This is a genomic window from Pseudomonas violetae (genome assembly GCF_023072615.1).
Lineage (GTDB): Bacteria > Pseudomonadota > Gammaproteobacteria > Pseudomonadales > Pseudomonadaceae > Aquipseudomonas > Aquipseudomonas violetae.
The window spans coordinates 1-18,366 of record NZ_JAKNRW010000018.1 but is presented as its reverse complement, the minus strand read 5'-3'; the positions used below and the strand labels follow the sequence as shown (position 1 = coordinate 18,366).

The following is an 18,366-nucleotide window of genomic DNA, read 5'->3' as shown; positions in this document are numbered from 1 at the left end:
AGCATGAGAGCTTTTACCCAGCACACTGGACTTGTCGCGCCTCTGGATCGGGCCAACGTCGATACCGATCAGATCATCCCGAAGCAGTTCCTCAAGTCGATCAAGCGCACGGGTTTCGGCCCGAACCTGTTCGATGAATGGCGTTATCTGGATGTGGGTCAGCCCTATCAGGACAACTCCAAGCGTCCGCTGAACAAGGACTTCGTCCTTAACGCCGAGCGTTATCAAGGCGCCAGCGTGTTGCTGGCCCGCGAAAACTTCGGTTGCGGTTCCAGCCGTGAACACGCGCCGTGGGCCCTGGAAGAATACGGTTTCCGCAGCATCATCGCGCCGAGCTACGCCGACATTTTCTTCAACAACAGCTTCAAGAATGGCTTGTTGCCGATCATCTTGAGCGACGCTGAAGTCGATGAGCTTTTTCAGCAGGTTGAAGCCAATCCTGGGTATCAGTTGCAGGTTGATCTGCAAGCCCAGACGGTGACTCGCCCGGATGGCAAGGTGCTGAGCTTCGAGATTGATGCGTTTCGCAAGCATTGCCTGTTGAATGGCCTGGACGACATCGGCCTGACGTTGATGGACCACGATGCAATTGCGTCGTTTGAAGCCAAGCACCGCGCGAGCCAGCCTTGGTTGTTTCGCGACGCATAAGTTTGCGTAAGGCGTGATGACGCCATCGCCAGCAGGCTGGCTCCCACATTGGACGTGCGGCGTTCACAAAACCCTGTGGGAGCGAGCCTGCTCGCGATGAGGCCCGAATAAACAACACAAAGACTCACCCCAAAAAGGAAGTCCCTATGACCAGCACCGCCCAGCACAGCCAGGTAGTCCAGAAGCAATTCGGTGAACAGGCCTCGGCCTATCTGAGCAGCGCCGTCCACGCTCAAGGCACTGAATTCGCTTTGCTACAGGCTGAATTGACGGGGCAGGCCAACGCCCGCGTGCTGGACCTCGGCTGTGGCGCTGGCCACGTGAGTTTTCACGTGGCGTCGCTGGTGAAAGAAGTAGTGGCGTACGACCTGTCGCAGCAAATGCTCGATGTGGTCACCGCCGCGGCTGTCGATCGTGGTTTGTGCAATGTCACCACCGTCAATGGTGCCGCCGAGCGCCTGCCGTTTGCCGAGGGTGAGTTCGATTTCGTCTTCAGCCGTTATTCGGCGCACCATTGGAGCGATCTCGGCCTGGCGTTGCGGGAAGTGCGGCGGGTCCTGAAACCCGGAGGGGTAGCGGCGTTCATTGATGTGTTGTCACCGGGCAGTCCATTGTTTGACACTTACCTGCAAACTGTCGAAGTGCTGCGCGACACTAGCCATGTGCGCGATTATTGCGCCGGCGAGTGGTTGCGTCATGTCAGCGAAGCCGGGTTGCACACCCGCAGCACCACGCGTCAACGCTTGCGCCTGGAGTACAGCAGCTGGGTCGAACGCATGCGTACACCCCAGGTGTTGAGCGCAGCGATCCGTGAGTTACAGCAGGCAATGGGCAACGAAGTGCGCGAGTATTTCGAGATTGAGGCCGATGGTTCGTTCAGCACCGACGTGTTGGTGCTGTTCGCCGAAAAATAAGCCCCAAACGATAGAATTTTTCCGGGTGTGCTCGCAGGGCGCACCGACTGATGACAAGAGGAAAGCATGAGCAAGCAGATTCTGATTCTTCCAGGTGACGGCATTGGCCCGGAAATCATGGCCGAAGCGGTCAAGGTCCTGGAATTGGCCAGTGACAAGTTCGACCTGGGCTTCGAGTTGAGCCACGACGTGATCGGCGGCGCCGCCATCGACAAGTACGGCGTGCCGCTGGCCGACGAAACTCTGGATCGTGCACGTGCCGCCGACGCCGTACTGTTGGGCGCCGTGGGCGGCCCGAAATGGGACACTATCGAGCGTGACATCCGCCCTGAGCGCGGCCTGCTGAAAATTCGTGCGCAACTGGGCCTGTTCGGCAACCTGCGTCCGGCAATCCTTTACCCGCAACTGGCCGAGGCGTCGAGCCTGAAGCCCGAAATCGTTGCTGGCCTGGACATCCTGATCGTCCGTGAACTGACCGGCGGTATCTACTTCGGCGCGCCACGTGGCACCCGCACCCTGGAGAACGGCGAACGCCAGGCCTACGACACCCTGCCGTACAGCGAAAGCGAAATCCGCCGCATCGCCCGTGTCGGTTTCGACATGGCCATGGTGCGCGGCAAGAAGCTGTGCTCGGTGGACAAGGCCAACGTACTGGCATCCAGCCAGCTGTGGCGTGAAGTCGTCGAGCAGGTGGCCAAGGATTACCCTGAAGTCGAACTGAGCCACATGTACGTCGACAATGCCGCCATGCAACTGGTGCGTGCACCGAAGCAGTTCGACGTGATCGTCACCGACAACCTGTTCGGCGACATTCTGTCTGACCAGGCGTCGATGCTCACCGGTTCCATCGGCATGCTGCCGTCGGCGTCCCTGGACACCAATAACAAGGGCATGTACGAGCCGTGCCACGGTTCGGCGCCGGACATCGCAGGCCAAGGCATTGCCAACCCACTGGCGACCATCCTGTCGGTATCGATGATGCTGCGTTACAGCTTCAATCAGCAGGTTGCGGCCGACGCCATTGAGAAAGCGGTGAGCCTGGTCCTGGACCAAGGGCTGCGCACCGGCGACATCTGGTCGACCGGTTGCACTAAAGTCGGAACGCAGGAAATGGGTGACGCAGTAGTCGCCGCGCTGCGGAATCTGTAATCTCTCGGGCCCGCTGCCACTTTCTACTTTGAAAGCAGCGGCCCACTTTTTAAAGAAGGTGTAGTTGCGATGAAACGTGTAGGTCTGATCGGTTGGCGCGGTATGGTCGGTTCCGTGCTCATGCAGCGGATGCTGGAAGAGCAGGATTTCGATCTTATCGAGCCGGTGTTTTTCACCACTTCGAATGTCGGTGGCCAAGGTCCGTCTGTGGGCAAGGACATTGCTCCACTCAAGGACGCTTACAGCATTGAAGAGCTGAAGACCCTCGACGTGATTCTGACCTGCCAGGGTGGCGATTACACCAGCGAAGTCTTCCCGAAACTGCGCGAAGCCGGCTGGCAGGGTTACTGGATCGACGCCGCTTCCAGCCTGCGCATGCAGGATGACGCGGTGATCGTGTTGGACCCGGTGAACCGCAAGGTCATCGACCAGCAGCTTGATGCTGGCACCAAGAACTACATTGGCGGCAACTGCACCGTCAGCCTGATGCTGATGGGCCTGGGCGGCTTGTTTGAAGCCGGCCTGGTGGAGTGGATGAGCGCCATGACTTATCAGGCAGCTTCCGGTGCCGGCGCGCAGAACATGCGTGAACTGATCAAGCAGATGGGAGCGACCCACGCCGCTGTAGCTGATCAACTGGCCGATCCGGCCAGCGCGATCCTCGACATCGACCGCCGTGTGGCCGAAGCCATGCGCAGCGACGCCTACCCGACCGAAAACTTCGGCGTACCGTTGGCTGGCAGCCTGATCCCGTGGATCGACAAGGAGCTGCCCAACGGTCAGAGCCGCGAAGAGTGGAAGGCCCAGGCCGAGACCAACAAGATCCTCGGTCGCTTCAAGAGCCCGATTCCGGTTGACGGCATCTGTGTGCGCATCGGCGCCATGCGCTGCCACAGCCAGGCGCTGACCATCAAGCTGAACAAAGACGTGCCGATCGCCGATATCGAAGGGCTGATCAGCCAGCACAATCCGTGGGTCAAGCTGGTGCCGAACAACCGTGAAGCGAGCATTCAGGAGCTGAGCCCGACCAAGGTCACCGGCACTCTGAATGTACCGGTGGGTCGTCTGCGCAAGCTGAACATGGGTTCCCAGTTCGTGGGTGCGTTCACCGTCGGTGACCAGCTGTTGTGGGGCGCCGCCGAACCGCTGCGTCGCATGCTGCGGATCCTGCTGGAGCGTTGATCGGTTGACGTGATGAAAGAGCCCGTGCCTTGAAAGAGGTGCGGGTTTTTTTATGAAATTGCCTGCACCCCTTCCACCCGGTAAAGTGCCGCTCCCCCCGTTTCGCCAGAGGTAGCACCATGACCCAGTCGTTTGATATCGCCGTAATTGGCGCCACCGGAACGGTCGGCGAAACGCTGGTGCAGATCCTCGAAGAGCGCGACTTTCCGGTTGGCAGCCTGCACCTGCTCGCCAGCAGCGAGTCAGCCGGGCATTCGGTGCCGTTTCGCGGCAAGAACTTGCGAGTACGTGAAGTCGATGAATTCGACTTCAGCAAGGTCCAGTTGGTGTTCTTCGCCGCCGGTCCCGCCGTTACCCTCAGTTTCGCCTCGCGCGCCACTGCCGCCGGTTGCTCGCTGATCGACCTCTCCGGTGCCTTGCCGGCCGATCAGGCGCCCCAAGTGGTGCCCGAAGCCAACGCCCACGTGCTTGTAGGGATGAAAAAACCGTTCCAGGTCAGTAGCCCGAGCCCGTCGGCCACCACGCTGGCCGTAGTGCTGGCACCCTTGCTCGGCATTATCGACCTGCAGCGCATCAATCTGACCGCCAGCCTCGCCGTGTCTGCGCAAGGTCGCGAGGCGGTTACCGAGTTGGCCCGGCAGACGGCCGAGCTGCTCAATGTACGCCCGCTGGAGCCAAGCTTCTTTGATCGGCAGATGGCGTTCAACCTGCTGGCCCAGGTCGGCAAGCCAGACGAGCAGGGCCACACGCTGCTGGAAAAGCGCCTGGTGCGCGAAGTGCGTCAGGTCATGGCACTGCCTTCGTTGAAAATTTCCGTCACGTGCATTCAAGCCCCGGTGTTTTTCGGCGATAGCTATAGTGTGACCCTGCAGGCTTGCGACGAAGTCGACCTGGCGCAAGTGAACGCAGCCCTGGAAGATGCTCCGGGCATTGAGCTGGTCGAGGCCGGTGATTATCCGACCGCAGTCGGTGACGCGGTAGGTCAGGACGTTGTCTACGTCGGGCGGGTTCGCCGGGGAATCGACGACCCGTCGGAACTAAATCTGTGGCTGACGTCAGATAACGTACGCAAAGGTGCGGCACTCAATGCAGTGCAGGTGGCTGAATTGTTGATAAAAGACCTTTCGTAAAAGATACTTGCCAATAATTTGTCGACTGAATGCTGTCGGGCGCTATGCTTGCCCGCAGTGCTCGACAGCGCGGTTCAAACTAAGGATGAGGCTATGGTTCAAGTTCGCAAACTGGTGTTAGCAATAGCGGCCGCCTCGGCGCTGTCCTCCGGTATGGCGCATGCCCTCGGGCTCGGGGAGTTGACCCTGAAGTCGACCCTGAACCAGCCGCTTGTGGCGGAGATTGAGCTCCTCGATATCAAGGAACTGACGGCTGCCGAAGTGTTGCCAAGCCTGGCCTCGGCAGAAGATTTCGCCAAGGCTGGCGTCGATCGCCAGGCGTTCCTCAACGACCTTAGCTTTACCCCGGTGCTCAACCCGGGCGGCAAAAGCATCCTGCGTGTGACGTCCAGTAAGCCATTGTCCGAGCCGATGGTGAAATTCCTCGTGCAGGTCATGTGGCCTAACGGTCGCTTGCTGCGCGACTACAGCGTGTTGCTCGACCCTTCGAAGTTTTCGCCGCAGACTGCTGATGCCGCTGCGCAGCCAGCACCGACCCAGGCCGTGACGGCACCCGTTACCGGTGCGACCAAGGCGACCCAGTACACCACCACCCGACGCGACACCTTGTGGGAAATCGCCGCGAAGGCGCGCAATGGCGGCTCGATCCAGCAGACCATGCTGGCGATCCAGGCGCTGAACCCGGATGCTTTTATCGACGGCAACATCAATCGGTTGAAAACCGGACAAGTGCTGCGTCTGCCAGACCAGGTGCAGAGCACCAGCCTGCCGCAATCGAAAGCCATCGCTGAAGTCGCCGCGCAGAACACCGCCTGGCGTCAGGGGCGACGTTATGTGCCCCGGCCCGGCGCTGGGCAACAGCAGCTCGACGCCACCAATCGGCCTCGTGGTGATGCCCCTTCATCGCAAGCCGCCAGGGATAACCTCAGCCTGGTCTCGGCTGAGGCCGGCAAGGCCGGTGCAAAAGGTGCGGCGGGCGACGCGAAGAATTTAAGCAACAAGCTGGCGGTGACCCAGGAAAGCCTCGACACCACCCGTCGGGACAACGAAGAACTGAAAAGTCGCATGTCGGATCTGCAGAGCCAGCTGGACAAGCTGCAAAAGCTGATCGAACTGAAGAACAATCAACTGGCCAAGTTGCAGGCTGACGGCGCTATAGAAACGCCTGCGGATGTTGCGACCACCCCGGCGATCAGCGCCGAGCTGGCCGCTGATACTGCGGCGACTTCGGCACCAGCCGTGCCGCCAGCGCCAGTCGCTGCTCCTGAAGCTTCGCCGGTGGTCGAGGACAAGCCTGTCGAGCCAACACCGGCGAAGGCCACGGACGCGCAGAAATACAACGACCTGCTGACCAACCCCTGGCTCCTGGGCATGGTAGGCGGTGGGGCAATTGTTTTGCTGCTCTTGCTGTTGCTGCTGGCCCGTCGCCGCAAGGCCAAGCAGGAAGCGGAGAAGCACCTGCGCATGGCTCGCGCATTGTCCGAAGAGCAAGAGTTCTCGGTCGATCAGGATCTGCCGGAAAGCAGCTTTGAAGGTCTGGAAGTTCCACCGCCGAGCGTGAAACTCGCGACCGTGCCGGAGCCGACTGCCGCGCCAGCACGGGCACCTGCACCGGTGATTGCGCCGGTGATCGTTACTCCACCCATCGCGGCGCCACTGATCTCGCCGGCTGCTGAGCACTCCGATGACGTATTGGCCCGGGCTCAGTCGCACATCAACGCAGGCCGGCTGAATCAGGCGGGCGCGCTGCTGGAGGACGGCATCAAGCAGGAGCCTCAGCGCAGCGACTTGCGCCTCAAGCTGATGGAAGTCTACGGCCAGCAGGGTGATCGCGATGCTTTCGTCGCCCAGGAGCGCAAGCTGGTGGCCAATGGCGATAACTATGCCCAGGTCGAACAGCTTAAAAGCCGCTTCCCAGCCATGGCACTGGTCGCCGCAGGCGGTATTGCTGCGGCTGCCCTGGCTGCACAAATGGATGCGCAATACGTCAAGGACCTGATGCTAGACGAGCCACAGGAGCCTGCTCCAGAGCCTGAGCCGGCTGCTGTAGATGAGCTGGACGAAACCTTCGACCTGAGCCTGGATGACCTGCAAGCCCCTTCTCCAGCGGTGGTTGCGCCTGAGGCTGAGGCTGAGCCTGACGCCCTGGGCGAGCTTGACGAGTTCCCGGTTGACGACGACCTGAGTTTCCAATCGGTGTTGCAGCAGCAGACCGAGATCAAGGAAAACCTCGACGACCTGTCGGATTTCGATCTGGACATGGACCTCGGTGGCGATACCTCGCCAGCGATCCTGGCCGAGGATGACTTCCTGTTGGACCTTGACGAAGGCGTCAAGGACCTGCCTGTCGCTGAAGTGCCCAGCGCTCCTGAAGTGCCGCTGGACGATCTGGAGCTGCCGGATGACTTCGACTTGTCGCTGGCTGACGAGATGGATGCACAGGGTGCGCCTGAAGCGTTGCCCGCCGAGCCGGACGATCTCGGCGCCGAACTGGATCGCCTGTCCCAGGATATCAGCGGGCCGACCTTCACCGCCGATGACGCCCTGGCGTCTGCCGCTGACGAGCCCGAGTTCGATTTCCTCTCGGGCACCGACGAAGTCGCGACCAAGCTTGACCTGGCCCAGGCTTACATCGACATGGGTGACAGTGATGGCGCGCGGGACATCCTCAACGAGGTGGTGACCGAAGGCGATGAAGGGCAGAAGAGCGAAGCGAAGGAGATGCTGTCGCGGCTGGTTTGATGGGCAGGGTGTGATCAAAAGCGGCAGCCATCGAGGCTGCCGTTTTTTTTGGGGGGGAGAAGACGATCTTTTGATCTTACTGGTATCCCCGCGCCGCAGCCTTATAATGCCCGCCTTTGCGCACATCAGCAGGCTGTCACCCCTTGGCAAATATAGATAATCCGGCCGCCGAAATGGTGGCTGACGGTTTTTTCCGCATCGCACTGGGCGTTGAATACAAAGGTTCGCGCTATCGCGGCTGGCAGCGCCAGGCATCGGGTGTGCTCACCGTGCAGGAAACCCTGGAAAACGCCCTGTCGAAAGTCGCAGACTCACCGGTCTCGCTGCTCTGCGCCGGGCGCACTGACGCCGGGGTGCACGCCTGTGGCCAAGTGGTGCACTTCGACACCCAGGTCGAGCGCTCGATGAAAGCCTGGGTCATGGGCGCCAACATCAACTTGCCCCACGATGTCAGTGTCAGCTGGGCCAAGGCCATGCCTGCGCACTTTCATGCGCGGTTCAAGGCCATCGCCCGGCGTTATCGCTACGTGATCTACAACGATCAGATCCGTCCGGCACACCTTAACGAGGAGATCACCTGGAATCACCGCCCCCTGGATGTCGAGCGCATGGCCGAGGCGGCGCAATACCTGGTTGGCACCCATGACTTCAGCGCCTTCCGGGCCGGCCAGTGCCAGGCCAAGTCACCGGTCAAGGAGCTGCATCACCTGCGTGTCACTCGTCATGGCAAGATGATCGTGCTGGACATCCGTGCCAGTGCGTTCCTGCACCACATGGTGCGCAATATTGCCGGCGTGTTGATGACCATTGGCGCCGGCGAGCGTCCGGTGGAGTGGATGAAGGAAGTGCTGGAGAGCCGCATCCGCCGATCAGGCGGGGTGACCGCTCATCCGTTCGGGCTCTATCTGGTGCAGGTGGAATACCGTGACGAGTTCCAGTTACCCGAGCGTTACATTGGCCCACACTTCCTTACCGGTTTCGCCGAACTTGACGGCTGACGCCCTCTAACGCATTTGTTACCATCCGGGACTTTCCCGGAATTACCTTGGGGTTTTATCGACATGTCAGCCGTTCGCAGCAAGATTTGCGGGATTACCCGCTTAGAAGATGCGCTGGCAGCGGTCGAGGCGGGGGCGGATGCCATAGGTTTTGTGTTCTATGCCAGGAGCCCGCGCGCCGTTACCTTTCACCAGGCACGCTCGATCATCCAGGCGTTGCCGCCGTTCGTGACTACCGTCGGCCTCTTCGTCAACGCCAGTCGCTGCGAACTGGGGGAAATCCTCGACGCCGTGCCGCTGGACCTGTTGCAGTTCCATGGCGATGAGACCGCAGCTGACTGTGAGGGTTGGCATCGGCCGTACATCAAGGCGCTGCGGGTCAAGGCCGGCGATGATATCGCCGCGGCATGCGATGCATTTCCGAGTGCCAGCGGTATTCTGCTCGACGCCTATGTCGAAGGCGTGCCAGGGGGAACCGGAGAGGCGTTCGATTGGTCTTTGATTCCGCAAGGCCTGAGCAAGCCGATCATTCTGGCTGGCGGCCTGACGCCCGATAACGTCGCCGAGGCAATTGCCCGGGTGCGGCCTTATGCGGTGGATGTCAGCGGTGGGGTGGAGGCGAGCAAGGGGATTAAGGATCACGTAAGGATTCACGCATTCATCAAGGCGGTACGCGGCACGTTGATGTGACGGCTGGCAGACTGCCGCCGTCCACAGGCATGGCTGAGGGTTTTTGGGTGGTACGCAGGTCACGATTCGCTGATCCGGCCATCCTTGGATCATCGCCGCACACATGAATTTAGCTCAAGGGCATACGCGGGGCTGCGAACCAGAGCGTTCGAGCCGCCGGTACTGGAGAAAGAAAGCATGAGCAACTGGTTAGTAGACAAACTGATCCCTTCGATCATGCGTTCCGAGGTCAAGAAGAGCTCGGTGCCTGAAGGTCTTTGGGACAAGTGCCCATCTTGCGAGGCGGTGCTTTATCGTCCGGAGCTGGAAAAGACCCTGGACGTTTGCCCAAAGTGCAATCACCACATGCGTATCGGCGCACGCGCGCGCATCGACATCTTCCTTGACGCCGAAGGCCGTGCCGAACTGGGCGCTGACCTGGAACCAGCGGACCGTCTGAAGTTCCGCGACGGCAAGAAGTACAAGGACCGCCTGACCGCAGCCCAGAAAGCCACCGGCGAGAAAGACGCGCTGGTGTCCATGAGTGGCACCCTGCTGGGCATGCCGGTGGTGGTTTCGGCGTTCGAATTCTCCTTCATGGGCGGCTCCATGGGTGCCATCGTCGGTGAGCGCTTCGTTCGCGCCGCCAACTACGCGTTGGAAAACCAATGCCCGATGATCTGCTTTGCCGCTTCCGGTGGCGCACGGATGCAGGAAGCCCTGATCTCCCTGATGCAAATGGCCAAGACTTCTGCGGTGCTGGCGCGTCTGCGTGAAGAAGGCATCCCGTTTATCTCCGTACTCACCGACCCGGTCTACGGCGGTGTTTCCGCCAGCCTGGCGATGCTGGGCGACGTGATTGTCGGCGAGCCAAAGGCCCTGATCGGCTTTGCCGGCCCGCGCGTGATCGAGCAGACCGTGCGCGAAAAACTGCCAGAAGGCTTCCAGCGCAGCGAATTCTTGCTGGAACACGGTGCGATCGACATGATCGTTCATCGTCAGGAATTGCGTCCACGCCTGGGCAACCTGCTGGCACAGATGATGGGGTTGCCGACGCCGAAATTCGTCGCCGCGCCAATCGAGCCGATCGTGGTTCCGCCGGTGCCTGCCAACATATGACCCAACGTACCCTTGGCGAGTGGCTCGCCTACCTGGAACAGTTGCACCCTTCGGCCATCGACATGGGGCTGGAGCGCTCGCAGCAGGTAGCGTCCCGCATGGGACTGGGCAGGCCGGCGCCTCGGGTGATCACTGTCACGGGCACCAACGGCAAGGGGTCTACCTGCGCATTCGTGGCTTCATTGCTGCGCACGCAGGGCCTGAAAGTCGGTGTCTACAACTCCCCGCACCTGCTACGTTACAACGAACGGGTGCAGGTCAACGGCGTCGAAGCGACTGATGCCGAGCTGTGCCAGGCTTTCGCGGCAGTCGAGGCGGGCCGCGGCGACACCTCCCTGACTTATTTCGAAATGGGCACCCTGGCGGCGTTCTGGCTGTTTCAACGGTCGGGGCTGGATGCGGTGGTGCTCGAAGTCGGCCTGGGCGGGCGTCTGGACACAGTCAATGTGGTGGACGCGGACATGGCGCTCGTCACCAGTATCGGTGTCGATCACGCCGATTACCTGGGTGATACCCGAGAATCCGTGGCCTACGAAAAAGCCGGCATTTTTCGCCAGGGCGCTCCTGCGCTTTGCGGCGATCTGAATCCTCCGCAACCTCTGCTGGATAAAGCCCGCGAGCTGGCCTGCCCGTTTTTTCTGCGTGGGCGTGACTTTGATCTGGGCGTTACCGATCACCACTGGCAATGGCGCGGTCTTGATGCGCAGGGCCGGGCAGTCGAGTTGCGGGACCTGCCGTTGCTCGACCTGCCGATGGAGAACGCCGCGTTGGCTTTGCAGGCTTATCTGCTGCTGGGGTTGCCTTGGGTGGAGGCGCAGGTCATTGAAGCCCTGAAAGCGACTCGTGTGGTGGGGCGACTCGACCGTCGGGAGTTCGAATGGCAGGGCAAACGTCTGCACCTGTTGCTCGACGTGGGGCATAATCCCCATGCGGCCGAATATCTTGCTCGCCGTCTGTCCAGTCGTCCGCCGGTCGCCAAGCGTCTGGCAGTGTTCGGCTTGCTGGCGGACAAGGATCTGGACGGTGTCGTTAGCCAGTTGAATGCCAGTGTCCAGCATTGGGCTGTTGCACCTCTGGATTCCCCCCGGGCGCGCCCGGTGGACGATTTAGAGCGGGTGCTGCAGAACCTTGGGGCTTCGGTGACGTCCTATGCCAGCGTGGCCTCAGCCTTGGAAGGGCAGTGCGCACGAGCGACGAGCGACGACGAGATTCTGTTGTTCGGATCATTTTATTGTGTCGCTGAGGCCCTTGAGTGGTTGGCCCGGCGCTCCACGGAGGAAGCGGCAAATGGCATTGCTGGATAAGGCTTACAAACAACGCATGGTTGGCGCCCTGGTGCTGGTGGCACTGGCGGTGATTTTCCTGCCGATGCTGTTTTCCCGCCAGGATGAGCAGCGCAAGGTGATCGTCGAGGCGCCCGTGGCCCCGCAAGCGCCTTCGGTGCCGCAGGTCCAGGTCGAGCCAGTGGTCGTGCCTGAGCCCCAGGCGCTGCCGCAAGAACCGGTGCCGAGCGACGAGGAAATCGCCCAGCAGGAAGTGCCGTCTACGCCGATTGCGCCTGCGGCACCCGTCGCTCCTGCACCTGCCCCGGCAGCCAAGCCAGTCGCGCCAATACCGGCGTTGGCCGCCAAGCCAAGCACGCCGCCGGCCCAGCCAATCACGGCGACACCCGGCAAGCCGGACACCAGCCAAAGCCGTGTCGATGCCAATGGCCTGTCAGTCAGCTGGTCGGTGCAACTGGCCAGCCTGTCGAACCGTGCCAGTGCCGAAAGCTTGCAGAAATCCCTGCGTGCCCAAGGCTACAATGCCTACATTCGCACGGCTGATGGCAAGAATCGGGTGTTTGTCGGGCCGCTGATCGAGCGCGCCGAGGCCGACCGTTTGCGCGATTTGTTGAGTCGTCAGCGGAACCTCAAGGGCTTTGTGGTGCGTTTCCAGCCTGAACGCAGTTAAAAACTATCGCTCCGATTGAAATGCACTGCTAATCGCAGCTTACCGACAGGCATGCGCTCTGCTAAAATGCGCCGCCTTATCTGTCTGTAGGCTGCACTGTGCCATTTACCTGGGTTGACTGGGCGATCGTTGCAATCGTCGCCATCTCCGCATTGATCAGTCTTAGCCGCGGCTTCGTCAAGGAAGCGCTATCGCTGGTGACCTGGATCATCGCAGGAGTCGTAGCCTGGATGTTCGGTGGTGCATTGTCCGAGTACCTCGTCGGATACATCGAAACACCATCGGCTCGTGTGATCGCGGGCTGTGCCATCATGTTTGTCGCCACTCTGATAGTAGGCGCAATGATCAATTATCTTATCGGCGAGTTGGTACGCGTCACCGGGTTGTCCGGGACCGATCGATTCCTCGGCATGGCCTTCGGCGCCGCGCGTGGCGTGTTGCTGGTGGTCGTGGCGGTCGGGCTGTTGAGCCTGGGGCCGGTACAGCAGGACGGGTGGTGGAAAGAATCACAGCTCGTGCCAAAGTTTCTATTGGTCGCCGACTGGTCCAAGAACCTGATTCTCGGGTGGAGCAGTCAGTGGCTTGCCAGCGGTATCAGCGTACCCGCTGAGATACCGTTCAAGGAGCAACTCTTGCCAACGGCCAAAACGCCGCAGTGAGTGTTGCTCAGTTCAGATCTATTAAGTAGGGGTTGCGTCGCATGTGTGGCATCGTCGGTATCGTCGGTAAGTCGAACGTGAATCAGGCGCTGTATGACGCGCTAACCGTCCTCCAGCACCGCGGCCAGGACGCTGCCGGTATCGTGACCAGCCATGATGGCCGGTTATTCCTGCGCAAGGACAATGGGCTGGTGCGTGACGTGTTCCATCAGCGTCACATGCAGCGTCTGGTCGGTCATATGGGTATCGGTCATGTCCGTTACCCGACCGCTGGCAGCTCGACCTCGGCCGAGGCTCAACCGTTTTACGTCAACTCGCCTTACGGCATTACCCTGGCGCACAACGGGAACCTGACCAACGTTGAACAGTTGGCCAAGGAGATCTACGAATCTGACCTGCGCCACGTAAACACCAATTCCGATTCGGAAGTGCTGCTCAACGTGTTCGCCCACGAACTGGCCCAGCGCGGCAAGTTGCAGCCAACTGAAGAAGACGTATTCGCAGCGGTCACTGACGTGCACAACCGTTGCGTCGGTGGCTACGCGGTTGTGGCGATGGTTACCGGCTACGGTATCGTCGGTTTCCGCGACCCGCACGGCATCCGCCCGATCGTCTTTGGCCAGCGTCACACCGACGAGGGCGTCGAATACATGATCGCCTCCGAAAGCGTGTCCCTGGACGTGCTCGGCTTCACCCTGATTCGCGACTTGGCACCGGGCGAAGCGGTCTACATCACCGAAGACGGCAAGTTGCACACCCGCCAGTGCGCAAACAATCCGTCCCTGACCCCGTGCATCTTCGAACACGTCTACCTGGCGCGCCCGGACTCGATCATCGACGGCGTATCGGTCTACAAGGCCCGTCTGCGAATGGGCGAGAAGCTGGCCGAGAAGATCCTGCGCGAGCGTCCAGATCACGACATCGACGTAGTCATCCCAATTCCAGACACCAGCCGCACCGCAGCCCTTGAATTGGCGAACCACCTGGGCGTGAAATTCCGCGAAGGCTTCGTGAAGAACCGCTACATCGGCCGGACCTTCATCATGCCGGGCCAGGCGGCACGGAAAAAATCCGTACGCCAAAAGCTCAACGCCATCGAGCTGGAATTCCGCGGCAAGAACGTAATGCTGGTGGACGACTCGATCGTTCGCGGCACCACCTGCAAGCAGATCATCCAGATGGCTCGCGAAGCCGGCGCCAAGAACGTCTACTTCTGCTCGGCGGCACCGGCTGTTCGTTACCCGAACGTGTACGGCATCGACATGCCGAGCGCGCACGAACTGATCGCCCACAATCGTTCGACCCAGGACGTGGCCGACCTGATCGGCGCCGACTGGCTGATCTACCAGGACCTGCCTGACTTGATCGAAGCGGTCGGTGGCGGCAAGATCAAGATCGACAAGTTCGATTGCGCGGTGTTCGACGGCCAGTACGTCACAGGCGATGTTGATGAGGCTTACCTGAACAAGATCGAGCAGGCACGTAACGATGCCTCCAAGGTCAAGACCCAGGCAGTCAGCGCGATTATCGATCTGTACAACAACTGAGTAACTGGCCGCTGTAGGAGCGAGCTTGCTCGCGATGGACGTCAACGATAACGCGGGGAGTTAGATTCAACGCGCGGTCCTTGGTTTCTTCGCGAGCAAGCTCGCTCCTACATTGGGTGGATGTCTTTCTTAGTGTAATGAATCAAGGAGTGACAGCATGAGTCAGGATTGGGATGCCGGTCGGCTGGACAGCGACCTCGAAGGCGTAGCGTTCGATACCCTGGCCGTACGCGCCGGCCAGCACCGCACGCCGGAAGGCGAACACGGTGATCCAATGTTCTTCACTTCCAGCTACGTATTCCGCACCGCTGCCGACGCGGCGGCGCGCTTTGCCGGGGAAGTGCCGGGCAACGTCTACTCGCGCTACACCAACCCGACCGTTCGCGCATTCGAAGAGCGCATCGCTGCCTTGGAAGGCGCCGAACAAGCTGTGGCGACCGCCACCGGGATGGCGGCGATCATGGCCGTGGTGATGAGCCTGTGCAGCGCCGGTGATCACGTGCTGGTGTCGCGCAGCGTATTCGGCTCGACCATCAGCCTGTTCGAAAAGTATTTCAAGCGTTTCGGTGTCGAAGTCGATTACGTGCCTCTGGCGGAGCTGTCTGGCTGGGATGCGGCGATCAAGGGCAATACCAAATTGCTGTTTGTCGAGTCCCCGTCCAATCCTCTGGCAGAGCTGGTGGACATCGCCGAACTGACGAAAATCGCGCACGCCAAGGGCGCAATGCTGGTGGTCGACAACTGTTTCTGCACCCCGGCGTTGCAGCAGCCGCTGAAGATGGGCGCGGACATCGTCGTGCACTCGGCGACCAAGTTCATCGACGGCCAGGGGCGTTGCATGGGCGGCGTGGTAGCCGGTCGCAGCGAGCACATGAAAGAAGTCGTCGGCTTCCTGCGCACCGCCGGTCCGACTCTGAGCCCCTTCAACGCCTGGATCTTTCTCAAGGGTCTGGAAACTCTCGGCCTGCGGATGAAGGCGCACTGCGCCAACGCCCAGCAATTGGCTGAATGGCTGGAGCAGCAGGACGGCATCGAGAAAGTCCATTACGCAGGCCTCAAAAGTCATCCTCAGCACGAGTTGGCCTTGCGCCAGCAGAAGGGCTTTGGCGCGGTTGTGAGTTTCGAGGTCAAGGGTGGCAAAGAGGGCGCGTGGCGCTTTATTGATGCGACTCGCCTGATTTCGATCACCGCCAATCTCGGTGACAGCAAGACCACCATTACCCATCCGAGCACCACTTCTCACGGTCGCCTGGCGCCGCAGGAGCGCGAAGCAGCGGGGATCCGCGACAGCCTGATCCGTGTCGCGGTCGGCCTGGAAGACGTGGCAGACCTGCAAACCGATCTAGCGCGCGGCCTGGCTGCGCTGTGATCGAGTTGTCCGCGCCTGGCACGGGCACCAATGGCCGTGTCGCGTTGGTCACGGGTGCTGCGCGTGGCATCGGCCTGGGCATTTCGGCCTGGTTGGTCAGTGAAGGCTGGCAAGTCGTGCTGACCGACCTGGACCGCGCCCGCGGTTCGAAAGTGGCGAAGGTGCTGGGTGATAACGCCTGGTTCATCGCCATGGACGTTTCGAACGAGGGGCAGGTGGCACTGGGCGTGGCCGAGGTGCTGGGGCAGTTCGGGCGGCTTGATGCGCTCGTCTGCAACGCGGCGGTGGCAGACCCGCACAACATCACCCTGGAAAGCCTCGACCTGGCCTACTGGAACCGCGTGCTGGCGGTCAATCTTAGTGGCCCGATGCTGTTGGCCAAGCACTGTGCGCCGTACCTGCGCGCTCACAGCGGTTCGATCGTCAACCTGGCCTCGACCCGCGCCGGGCAATCGGAGCCCAACACTGAAGCCTATGCGGCGAGCAAGGGCGGCCTGTTGGCCCTGACTCATGCACTGGCGATCAGCCTGGGGCCGGAGATTCGGGTCAATGCCGTCAGTCCGGGCTGGATCGATGCACGCGACCCTTCCGCGCGCCGCGCCGAACCGCTTACCGATGCTGACCACGCCCAGCATCCAACGGGCAGGGTAGGGACGGTGGAGGACGTGGCGGCGATGGTGGCCTGGTTGCTGTCGAAGAACGCCGGCTTCGTTACGGGGCAGGAGTTCGTGGTGGATGGTGGCATGACCAAGAAGATGATTTACAGCGAGTGACAGGACTGAAACATTGATGGTGGATGTTCCGCCGTCATCGCGAGCAGGCTCGCTCCCAAAGGTGCAACGCGGACAATTGTAGGAGTGAGCCGGCTCGCGATAGCGGTCTGGTGGTCACCGAGCTCATCAGCCACTGACACGATTTTGTCTTTTTCAGAAAAACTTCAATCCTGCTATTGACTTAGGTTCGCTACCTGCGTAAATTTCGCGGCCTCGGAGATGCAAACGGGTGATTAGCTCAGCTGGGAGAGCGTCTGCCTTACAAGCAGAATGTCGGCGGTTCGATCCCGTCATCACCCACCACTTCCGAGAGTCTTGCGAAAGCAAGATGGAAGCTTTAAAAGCCTCCACCGACGCGCAGCGGTAGTTCAGTCGGTTAGAATACCGGCCTGTCACGCCGGGGGTCGCGGGTTCGAGTCCCGTCCGCTGCGCCATATTTTCCGAGTCAGGTCTGACCTGATTCGAGATTGAAAGCCTCGAAGCTTCCAGTCAGACGAGTTAGGACGCAAGTCCAAAGCGATACGCAGCGGTAGTTCAGTCGGTTAGAATACCGGCCTGTCACGCCGGGGGTCGCGGGTTCGAGTCCCGTCCGCTGCGCCATATCTGCGACAAGGCCCACTGAACGCCTTGGAGCTACGAAGAACAGCCATTGGTTGTCTTCGAGTCGATAGCGGAGACCCTGGTCGAAAGACCGGGGTTTTTTGTGTCTGCGATTTGCCTTTCTGCGCACTCAATGCATAAAGAGCTTCCTGTACGGGTCCAACATTAATTAGAATCACTCTCATTTACTACAACTCCTGGCGCAGGCCTTCTTGAGATGAGTGATGCAGTGATGCCGACGGAGCCAACCCTTCATGACCTGTACCGCGATCACCGTGGCTGGCTGGAAACCTGGTTGAGCAAACGCCTGGGCAACGGCAGTGATGCGGCAGATCTCAGCCAAGATACTTTCCTGCGAGTACTTGCCAGCTCCCAGCGGATCGCCGACCTGCAAGAGCCCCGTGCCTATCTGTTGACCGTGGGCAAACGCCTGCTGAGCAATTTCTACCAGCGCCGCAGCTTGGAACAAGCCTATCTGGCGGCGCTGGCAGCGATGCCCGAAGATTGCGCGCCATCCCCTGAACATCGCTGGCTGTTGCTGGAAACCCTGCAGGCGCTGGAGGAGCTGCTCGACGGTTTGCCGCGGGCCGTGCGCCGGGCGTTTCTCTGGAGCCAGCTCGACGGCCTGACCTACGCGCAAATCGCTGAACGCCTGCAAGTGTCTGAACGTACGATCAAGCGTTACATGGCCCAGGCTTATGAGCATTGCCTGCTGGTGGACCTGTGAACACTCAAGCGTCCGATACCCGCCAGGCCGTGCGTGCCGCCGCGCAATGGCTTGCGCTGCTGGAATCCGGCGGTGCCAACGAGCACGACCGCGCGAACTTGCAGCGCTGGCGTGATACCAGTGCCACCCACGAACAGGCCTGGCAGAAAGCCCAGGCGCTGCGCCAGCGTTTTGCCGACTTGCCTCC

The 18,366-nt window shown here is 60.7% G+C and carries 17 protein-coding genes and 3 tRNA genes; all 20 read left to right on the top strand.

From position 1 onward, the window contains the following. The first annotated feature begins 3 nt into the window (after positions 1 to 3). Complete coding sequence (leuD, locus tag L9059_RS19280; RefSeq protein WP_247292530.1) at positions 4 to 648, top strand: 3-isopropylmalate dehydratase small subunit; 645 nt, start codon at positions 4 to 6, stop codon at positions 646 to 648. Positions 649 to 794: 146 nt separating this feature from the next. Further along, the gene (locus tag L9059_RS19275; protein ID WP_247292529.1) at positions 795 to 1,562 is read left to right on the top strand and encodes a class I SAM-dependent methyltransferase; all 768 of its coding nucleotides are present in this window, start codon (positions 795 to 797) and stop codon (positions 1,560 to 1,562) included. Positions 1,563 to 1,628: 66 nt separating this feature from the next. After that, positions 1,629 to 2,711, top strand: coding sequence for a 3-isopropylmalate dehydrogenase (gene leuB / locus L9059_RS19270; protein ID WP_247292528.1), 1,083 nt, complete (start codon positions 1,629 to 1,631; stop codon positions 2,709 to 2,711). Positions 2,712 to 2,780: 69 nt separating this feature from the next. Next, the gene (asd, locus tag L9059_RS19265; protein ID WP_045057948.1) at positions 2,781 to 3,893 is read left to right on the top strand and encodes an aspartate-semialdehyde dehydrogenase; all 1,113 of its coding nucleotides are present in this window, start codon (positions 2,781 to 2,783) and stop codon (positions 3,891 to 3,893) included. A 119-nt stretch (positions 3,894 to 4,012) separates the two neighbouring features. Beyond that, entirely contained in the window at positions 4,013 to 5,023 is a 1,011-nt protein-coding gene (locus tag L9059_RS19260; protein ID WP_247292527.1) for an aspartate-semialdehyde dehydrogenase, read from the top strand. Between the two features lie 93 nt (positions 5,024 to 5,116). Then, complete coding sequence (locus L9059_RS19255; RefSeq protein ID WP_247292526.1) at positions 5,117 to 7,765, top strand: motility hub landmark protein FimV; 2,649 nt, start codon at positions 5,117 to 5,119, stop codon at positions 7,763 to 7,765. Between the two features lie 173 nt (positions 7,766 to 7,938). Beyond that, positions 7,939 to 8,763, top strand: coding sequence for a tRNA pseudouridine(38-40) synthase TruA (truA, locus tag L9059_RS19250; RefSeq protein ID WP_247292597.1), 825 nt, complete (start codon positions 7,939 to 7,941; stop codon positions 8,761 to 8,763). Between the two features lie 63 nt (positions 8,764 to 8,826). Beyond that, the gene (locus tag L9059_RS19245) at positions 8,827 to 9,453 is read left to right on the top strand and encodes a phosphoribosylanthranilate isomerase (RefSeq protein WP_247292525.1); all 627 of its coding nucleotides are present in this window, start codon (positions 8,827 to 8,829) and stop codon (positions 9,451 to 9,453) included. A gap of 177 nt (positions 9,454 to 9,630) precedes the next feature. Continuing rightward, positions 9,631 to 10,551, top strand: coding sequence for an acetyl-CoA carboxylase, carboxyltransferase subunit beta (gene accD / locus L9059_RS19240; RefSeq protein ID WP_247292524.1), 921 nt, complete (start codon positions 9,631 to 9,633; stop codon positions 10,549 to 10,551). After that, the gene (gene folC / locus L9059_RS19235) at positions 10,548 to 11,855 is read left to right on the top strand and encodes a bifunctional tetrahydrofolate synthase/dihydrofolate synthase (RefSeq protein WP_247292523.1); all 1,308 of its coding nucleotides are present in this window, start codon (positions 10,548 to 10,550) and stop codon (positions 11,853 to 11,855) included. The genes accD and folC overlap by 4 nt, the downstream gene beginning before the upstream one ends. After that, positions 11,839 to 12,504 carry an SPOR domain-containing protein gene (locus tag L9059_RS19230; RefSeq protein ID WP_247292522.1) on the top strand — a complete coding sequence of 222 codons (666 nt, stop codon included), beginning with the start codon at positions 11,839 to 11,841 and terminating at the stop codon, positions 12,502 to 12,504. The genes folC and L9059_RS19230 overlap by 17 nt, the downstream gene beginning before the upstream one ends. Before the next feature lie 98 nt (positions 12,505 to 12,602). Continuing rightward, entirely contained in the window at positions 12,603 to 13,163 is a 561-nt protein-coding gene (locus tag L9059_RS19225) for a CvpA family protein (protein ID WP_247292521.1), read from the top strand. Positions 13,164 to 13,204: 41 nt separating this feature from the next. Next, a complete protein-coding gene (gene purF, locus L9059_RS19220; protein WP_045057939.1) occupies positions 13,205 to 14,710 on the top strand; it encodes an amidophosphoribosyltransferase in 1,506 nt (501 codons plus the stop codon). Between the two features lie 157 nt (positions 14,711 to 14,867). Next, positions 14,868 to 16,079 (top strand): O-succinylhomoserine sulfhydrylase, encoded by a 1,212-nt coding sequence (locus tag L9059_RS19215; protein WP_247292520.1) that lies wholly within the window; start codon positions 14,868 to 14,870, stop codon positions 16,077 to 16,079. Beyond that, the gene (locus L9059_RS19210) at positions 16,076 to 16,852 is read left to right on the top strand and encodes an SDR family oxidoreductase (RefSeq protein WP_247292519.1); all 777 of its coding nucleotides are present in this window, start codon (positions 16,076 to 16,078) and stop codon (positions 16,850 to 16,852) included. The genes L9059_RS19215 and L9059_RS19210 overlap by 4 nt, the downstream gene beginning before the upstream one ends. Before the next feature lie 227 nt (positions 16,853 to 17,079). Next, a tRNA-Val gene (locus L9059_RS19205) sits at positions 17,080 to 17,155 on the top strand. A 54-nt stretch (positions 17,156 to 17,209) separates the two neighbouring features. After that, positions 17,210 to 17,286: transfer RNA gene (locus L9059_RS19200), tRNA-Asp, on the top strand. Between the two features lie 89 nt (positions 17,287 to 17,375). Further along, positions 17,376 to 17,452 (top strand) — tRNA-Asp (locus L9059_RS19195). Positions 17,453 to 17,669: 217 nt separating this feature from the next. Continuing rightward, positions 17,670 to 18,179 carry a sigma-70 family RNA polymerase sigma factor gene (locus L9059_RS19190; protein ID WP_247292518.1) on the top strand — a complete coding sequence of 170 codons (510 nt, stop codon included), beginning with the start codon at positions 17,670 to 17,672 and terminating at the stop codon, positions 18,177 to 18,179. After that, the coding region (locus tag L9059_RS19185) for a DUF4880 domain-containing protein (protein ID WP_247292517.1) at positions 18,176 to 18,366 on the top strand (191 nt) is incomplete at its 3' end. The genes L9059_RS19190 and L9059_RS19185, both read left to right, overlap by 4 nt.